Raw genomic sequence first — 6285 nt, forward strand, 5'->3', positions numbered from 1 at the left:
GGCCGGGCCGGCGTCGCGCTGGCGGTCGAGCGCGCTGCGCTCGGCCGGCGTGGCGAACAAACGGCCCAGCGCCGCCTGCTGGGCGCAAGCCGGCGCGGCGGCCGTGGCCAGCAGGGCCAGCAGAATCAGGCGCACTGCGCGCGGAGGCAGGCTGGCCATGCTCATCCCGCGCCTTTCTTGAACGCGGCGGCCGGCGCCAGCGTCAGCCAGTTGAGCTTGCAGTCGGCGCCCATGGTCGGCGTGTTCGGCAGGTTCTGCACGCTGCCGATGCGCTTGAGCGTGCATTCCTGCACCGCGTAATAGCTGCTCTGGCGCAGGTCGTCGAGGAAGTCGAACAGGTCGCCCTCATGCAGCAGTTCCATGCGCAGGTTCATGCGGCTGCCGCGCAGCACATAGTCGCCCAGCGGCAGCGGCGCGTCCAGCTTGATCGCCTGTTGCGGCTCGATCTCGTAGCTCAGCGGCGGCAGCTTGCGGCGTGCCTGGATCTGGCGGATCTGCTCGACCCAGTCGAGGCGGTTTTCGTCGCCGATCAGGCCGCGGCTGCGCAGCATGGCGAACTGCGGCTGGTAGGCGCGGATCTCGCGCTTTTCCGTCTCCACCTGGGCGTAGCGCTGGCGCGCGGCGTCGCGCGTCTGCTGCGCCTGGGCGCGTTGTTCCTCGGCCTGTTTGACATACCAGCTGCTGACGAACACGGTGAGCACGCCGATGCTCAGCGCGCCGGCCGCCATCACCACGGCCAGCCGGATCAGCGCGAACTCGCGCAGCCAGTACGGCAGCGGCTTGGCGGCGCGCGCCGGCTTCTTGCTGAAAGGGGCGGGGGAGGCGTTCATGGCTGCCATATCAGGTTGAGGATGAAGCGGGCCTTGGTCTCGACGCCGCCGGTGGCGCCGGCGCCGGCCTTGCCGCTGAGTTTGACGCTCGAGCGGGTGTCGACCGGCTGCTGCACGATCTCCACCGTCATGCGCGGCTGGCGCGCCAGTTCCTGGGTGAAGGCGTTCATGCTGTCGACCACTTCGCGGTAATTTTCCGGCGGCACCATGATCTCCGCCTCCAGCCGCAGCGCCTGCGGCACCTTGGCCGGCAGCCCCAGCATCAGCGACGAGATCGGCTCCATCACCGTGCCCGAGGTGCTGGCCATGAAGCCGGCGGCGACCGGCTCGGCCGGCGTGGCCGGCGGCGTGATCTTCCAGTCCAGCTGCAGCAGGCGGATTTGCGGCACCCTGTCGAGCGCCGTGCTCAGCTGCGACATCAGGGGCAGCGGCTGCGGCCCCTGGCGCACCAGCAGCTGCGCCACGGTGACGGCGGCCTTCATATTGGTGGTCTTGTCGATCGCCGGCGTCATGGCCGACAGCGCGGCGCGGTAGCGCTGGTCGTACTGCTTGCCTTCCGCATACATGGCGGAGATGGCCGAGGTGGCGTCGACATAGCGCCAGACGTTGATGCCCAGCCAGGCCAGCGTGCCGGCCGCCAGCACCGCGCTGGCGCCGAACAGGGCCAGGCGCGCGCGCCACAGCTGGAAGTAGCGGCGCGCCTCGCCCAGCGAGTACTGGCTGGCCGGGCGTTCGCGGCCCAGCAAGGTCAACAATAGGGCATCGGCCAATTCGGCGGCCGGCGCCGGCGTCTGCGGCAGGCCGGTGCGGCGGGCGGCGTTCTCCATGTCGATGAAATGGTAGGCGGTTTCCGGACCGTCCTGGCATTGCGGCTCCAGCCGGTCGAGCGTGGTGTCCGGCGCCACGATCACGGTGTGCAGCACTTCGCCGCGGCCGATCAGGCGGGTGCTGGTCAGGAACTGCTGGGTCTTGGCGGTTTCGCGGGCGACGTCGACCGGGGCGCCGTCGCGGTCCACGGCCAGGGTCAGGCGCGAGAATTTCAGCTGGCCGTCGAGGAAGTAGCTCTGGCGCAGGCCGGCCGATTGCTGCGTCACCAGCAGCAGGCGCTGGTTCGCCAGGCCCAGCTTGCGCACCAGCGAGGAGCTCATCAGCGTGCTCGAGTACAGGCCCGCCAGCGGCGTGCGCAGCAGCTCCAGCGCCTCGATCCACGGCTGCACCAGCAGCGGGTTGGTCAGCGCGCTGAGCAGGGCGATATCGTCCTGCCGGCCGCCCGCCTCCCGGCCCTGCACCTGCACATAGCGGTAGGGCGTTTCGCGGTATTGCTGCAGCAGGCGGCGCGCCAGCAGGCGGCGGCCGGAGCGGCCCGTCACGTGCGGCAAGGTGATGCGCTGGAAGTCTTCCTCGATCAGGTCGACCAGCAGGTAGACCGGGCCGTAGGGCTGGGCGTCCAGGTAGTCCATGAAGGCGTCGACGCCGGCGCGGTCGTTGCCGAAGCGGACGGCGTCGCCGAGCCGCCCCTGGTGCCACGGATAGGCCCACACATGTTCGCTGCTGAGATAGAGTAAATGGCTGTGCAACACGGCGGCCTCAGGGTCGAATCTTGGAGATGGTGTCGTAAATCGGCCCCAGCACGGACAGCATGATCCAGCCCAGCAGCAGGCCCAGCACCACGGTCATGGCCGGTTCTATCATCGCTTGCACCTTCTCGATCATCTCCTTGACTTCGCGGTTGTAGAAATAGCTGACGTTGCGCAGCGCGCCGTCGAGCGCGCCGGTGGCCTCGCCCACCTTGAGCATGCGGATCACCAGCGGCGGGAAGATGCCGGTGTTCTGGAACGCCGCCGTCACGCTCTGGCCTTCGGAGATCAGCTGGGCCGCGCGGCGCAGGCCGGCCGCCACCATGCGGTTGCCGACGATGCCCTCGGACAGGCGGATGCATTCGAGGATGGTGATGCCGGCGCCGTACATCAGCGCGAAGAAGGTGGCGAAGCGGGCCAGGATGATCTTGTGCTGCACCGGGCCTATCATCCAGATGCGCAGCTTGAAGGCGTCGAAGCGGTAGCGCGCCTGCTCGCTGCGCGCCAGCCAGGCGCGGCCGCCGAAGAAGCCGGCCACCGGCAGCGCCAGCAGCACGTACCAGTAGTTGATGAAGATGTCGGAGACGAAGATCAGCGCCTTGGTGTGGAACGGCAGCTCGTTGCCCATGTTCTTGATGAAGGCGGTCAGCTGCGGCACCAGGTAGATCATCAGGAAGGCCACCACGCCGAGGATGACGACGCCGACGAACAGCGGCTTCATGATGATCTTGCGCGATTGCGAGGCCAGCTCGTCCTGCCACTTCAGGCTGTCCGACAGGTTCAGGAACACCTCGGCGATCTTGCCGGTGCGCTCGCCGGCCGTGATCAGGCTGGTGAAGGTCTTGTCGAACACGTCGGGGTAGGCGTCCAGCGCGGCCGACAGCTGCAGGCCGCCCTCGATGTTCTCGATCAGGTCGGTGATGATTTCGCGGAAGCGCGGATGGTCCATGCTGTCGCGCAGGTCGTTCAGGCCGTCGAGGATGGGCACGCCGGCGCCGGTCAGCTGCTCCATCTGGAAGCAGAAGTTGATCAAGTCCTTGCGGGTGATGTCGCGCCGGCCGATGGCGGCCAGCTTCTGGCGCGACACCTGGCAGTCGATCAGGTCCAGCTCCATGCGGTGCAGGCGCAGCTCCAGGTCGGGCTCGTTGAGCGCGTCCATATTCCCCAGCGTCAGCTGGCCGCTGGGGTCCATCGCGCGGTAGAGGTATTGGGGCATCAGCTCAACCTGTCCGTCAGATCGACCACGCGCGAGATTTCCTCCAGCGTGGTCACGCCTTCCAGCACGCGGCGCAGGCCGTCGTCCACCAGCGAGCGCACGCCGGCGGCGGCGGTGGCGTTCTTCAGCTCGCGCGAGGAGGCGCGCCGCGCCACCATTTCATCGAGCTGCGGCGTCATCTTCAGCAGCTCCATGATGGCCAGCCGGCCCTTGTAGCCCTGGTGGCCGCAGCGCTCGCAGCCGACCGCGCGGTACAAGGTGCAGGGCGCGGCGTGCTCGTCTTGCGATAGATCCAGCAGGCGGCGTTCCAGCTCCTCGGCCGGATAGGCGACGCGGCAGTGCGGGCACAGCCGGCGCACCAGGCGCTGGGCGATGATGCCGATGATGTTGCCGGCCATGATGTCGGCCACCACGCCGATGTCGAGCAGGCGCGAGATCGAGCCGATCGCCGAATTGGTGTGCAAGGTCGAATACACCTGGTGGCCGGTCATCGCCGCCGAGAACGCCATCTCGGCGGTCTCGCGGTCGCGGATCTCGCCCACCAGAATGATGTCCGGATCCTGCCGCATCATCGAACGGATGCCGTCGGCAAAGCCCATCTTGGCCGCTTCGTTGACGGCGGTCTGGCGTATCATGTTCATCGGGTATTCGACCGGGTCCTCCAGCGTCATGATGTTGACGCTCTCGGTGTTGATGTGGTTGAGGATCGAATACAAGGTGGTGGTCTTGCCGGAGCCGGTCGGGCCGGTCACCAGGATCACGCCGTCGGGACGGGCGATCATCAGCTTCAGCAGGTTGAGCTCGTTTTCCTCCAGGCCCAGGCCGTCCAGCGGCACGATGCCTTTCTGCCGGTCCAGCACGCGCAGCACGAAGTTCTCGCCGTGGGTGGTGGCTTGCGCCGAGGCGCGGAAATCGATCTGGCGGCCGGAGAACTTGATCGAGATGCGGCCGTCCTGCGGCGCGCGGGTCTCGGCGATGTTCATGCCGCTCATCACCTTCAGGCGCACCGCCATCGCCGGCCAGTAGGATTTGTGCAGGCTGCGGATCTGGCGCAGGATGCCGTCGATGCGGTAGCGGATGCGCAGGAACGATTGCTCCGGCTCGAAGTGCAAATCGGAGGCGCTGTTCTGCACCGCGTCCGCCAGGATGGCGTCGATCAGGCGCACCACCGGCTGGCTGTACTCGTCCGAGGTGCTGCCCAGGCTGGCGTAATTGACTTCGCCGGTTTCGATCTCGTGCAGGATGCCATCAATGGATAACTCGAAGCCGTAGTACTGGTCGATGGCGCGCTGGATGTCGGACTCGTTCACCAGCAGCGGGCTGATGGTGATGCCCTTGACCAGCATGGCGCTGATCTGGTCCAGCGCGACGATGTTGCTGGTGTCCGACATGGCCAGGATCAGGTTGTCGGTGGCGCGCTCGTAGACGATGGGGAACACGTGGTAGCGCTTGGCGACGTCCTTGGGGATCAGCTTGAGGGCGATCGCGTCCACCACCAGGCTGGTCAGGTCGGCGCTCTGCTGGTTGAGGTTTTCCGACAGCGCCATGCGCACCGTGGCCTCGGTCACGAAGCCCAGCGTGATCAGCAGCTTCCCCAGCGGTTCGGTGCTGCGCTTTTGCTCGATCAGCGCGATGCGCAGCTGGTCTTCGCTGATCACGCCTTTCTGGATCAGCAGCTTGCCGAGCGGGAGTTTGACTTGTTCTGCCATGGATCTCTTAGGGTAGTCGCGCAGGTGCGCTCAGTTCTTGCATGCGGGCGCGCAGGGCGTTGCGGTCGAACGCGGCGGCGTGGTCCTGCGCCAGCGCCAGCGCGCGCTGGTAGTACTTCAGGGCCAGCTTGCCCTGGTTCAGGCGGTCCAGGCCGACGGCCAGGTTGTAGGCGTAGTCGGCGTTGTCCGGCACGGCGGTGTAGGCGCGGAAGTAGGACTGCTGCGCTTCCGGCCAGCGGCCCTGCTGCGATTGCAGGTTGCCCAGCGCGAACAGCACCGGGCCGGCGTCCGGGTTGGCGCCGAGGATGTTGCGCAACCGGGTCTCGCTCTGGGCGGTGTCGCCCTGGCGCACGCCGACCAGGCCGGCGACGGCGGTGGCGTCGTTCGGGTCCAGTTCGAGCAGGCGCAGGTAGTAGCCGGCGGCCTGTTCGCCCTGGCCTTTGCGGCCGGCCAGCGTGGCCAGGCCGAGCAGGGCGTCGCGGCTGGTCGGGGCGTCGCGCAGCGCGGCTTCGTATTGTTGCTGGGCTTGCGTCAGGTCGCCGCGGTTGAGGGCCTGGTAGCCGTTCTCCAGCGCCGGCGCCAGCACCGGCTGCTGGCTGGCGCGGGCCACCCGGATGTCGCTGTTGTCCGGCGCGGCGATCGGCGGCAGCTGGTCCTGGCGCGGCGCGCTCAGTTGCGCCAGCTGTTGCTGCATCATTTGCTGCGAGGCGATCAGCGCCTGTTCGGTGGCGTTCAGGCGGCGTTCCAGCTCGTCAGTGCCGGCGCGGGCGGCGGCGGGCGGCGCGATCGGCGCGCCGTCCATCAGCAGCGGATCGGTTGCGGCGCCGGGCGCCACGGCGACCTTGACCGAGGTGGCGCCGGTGGCGCCGATCGGCGGCATCGGCACCGGCGGCAGGCGCGAACCGGCGCCCGGCGCGGCGATCGCCTGCCAATAGTAGTAGCCCATGCCGCCG

At 68.0% G+C, this 6285-nt stretch carries 5 protein-coding genes; all 5 read right to left on the reverse strand.

Features of this window, described 5'->3' with window-relative positions:
- Window positions 1-161: 161 nt before the first annotated feature.
- The gene (locus V6M89_RS30155; protein WP_332856672.1) at window positions 162-830 is read right to left on the reverse strand and encodes a hypothetical protein; all 669 of its coding nucleotides are present in this window, start codon (window positions 828-830) and stop codon (window positions 162-164) included.
- Window positions 827-2410: a hypothetical protein gene (locus V6M89_RS30160; RefSeq protein ID WP_332856673.1), complete on the reverse strand. Its 1584-nt coding sequence runs from the start codon at window positions 2408-2410 to the stop codon at window positions 827-829. The genes V6M89_RS30155 and V6M89_RS30160 overlap by 4 nt, the downstream gene beginning before the upstream one ends.
- A gap of 7 nt (window positions 2411-2417) precedes the next feature.
- The gene (locus tag V6M89_RS30165) at window positions 2418-3623 is read right to left on the reverse strand and encodes a type II secretion system F family protein (RefSeq protein ID WP_332856674.1); all 1206 of its coding nucleotides are present in this window, start codon (window positions 3621-3623) and stop codon (window positions 2418-2420) included.
- Entirely contained in the window at window positions 3623-5332 is a 1710-nt protein-coding gene (locus tag V6M89_RS30170) for a GspE/PulE family protein (RefSeq protein ID WP_332856675.1), read from the reverse strand. The genes V6M89_RS30165 and V6M89_RS30170 overlap by 1 nt, the downstream gene beginning before the upstream one ends.
- Before the next feature lie 7 nt (window positions 5333-5339).
- Window positions 5340-6285, reverse strand: a 946-nt coding sequence (locus V6M89_RS30175) for a tetratricopeptide repeat protein (protein ID WP_332856676.1), incomplete at its 5' end; no start/stop codon positions are given.

Origin of the sequence: Duganella sp. S19_KUP01_CR8 (assembly GCF_036688705.1) — a bacterium.
In the GTDB taxonomy this organism is placed as follows: Bacteria; Pseudomonadota; Gammaproteobacteria; order Burkholderiales; family Burkholderiaceae_D; genus Rugamonas.